1 protein-coding gene is annotated in these 839 nt (G+C 65.9%); it reads left to right on the top strand.

Annotated elements, in window-relative coordinates; all coding sequences use genetic code 11:
* Positions 1–617, top strand: a 617-nt coding sequence (locus DL990_RS41145) for an HNH endonuclease signature motif containing protein (RefSeq protein ID WP_148106809.1), incomplete at its 5' end; no start/stop codon positions are given.
* Positions 618–839: the final 222 nt, after the last annotated feature.

An 839-nucleotide genomic window follows, 5' to 3' on the forward strand; every position in this document is an offset into this window, starting at 1 on the left:
TGGAGGCGTATGCGGCGCCGCGGCCGGTGGGCGAGTTCGGTCAAGCCGACCTGCGGATGAAATGCGAACGCATGGGAGACGCCTGGGTCGACATCCTCGACCTTGCGATCGCCTGTCCGGACCAGCCCGGCACCAGCGGCTACCGCACCCTGCTGCACGTCACGATCGGCCTCGACGAGTTGAAGTCCGGCCTCGGCACCGCCTGCCTGGACTTTGTCGGGACGATGACCGCTCGCGAAGCCCGGCTCGCCGCCTGCGACTGCCTGATGTTGCCGGTCGTGATGAGTGCCGCTGGCGAGCCGCTGGATGTGGGGCGGCTGCGACGGTTCGTCACCCCCGGCCAGCGGCGTGCGTTGAACATCCGTGATGGCGGTTGTGCGTTCCCTGGGTGTCATCGGCGGCCGAAGAACTGCCACGCTCACCACATTCATCACTGGGCTGATGGAGGTCCGACGGATCTTCGGAATCTGGTGTTGCTGTGCGGTTTTCATCACCGGCTGATCCATCACGGTGATTGGGAAGTCCGGATGGCGGCCGATGGGTTGCCGGAGTTCATCCCGCCCCAATACCGAGATCCGATACAGAAACCCCGGCGCAACACCCTCCACCACGTGTGACCCGAGGAGCCCGCCAGCCACACCGGCGACGGGCCCCTCGCCATGCCCAGCGAACAACACTGGGCCAAGGAAACGTGGTCTGGCGGCCCTTGCTCAGGCACCTACTCGCGACCTGCGACGCCCTCATCGCACGACAGAAAGCTCACGAGCGCCACGCTGGAGCAGGCGACCCTCCCGAGCGAGGCCCACCTTCGCCTGCTTGAAGTACATGAAGGACCCCTT

The sequence above is a fragment of the Amycolatopsis sp. WAC 01416 genome (assembly GCF_003947485.1).
In the GTDB taxonomy this organism is placed as follows: Bacteria; Actinomycetota; Actinomycetes; order Mycobacteriales; family Pseudonocardiaceae; genus Amycolatopsis.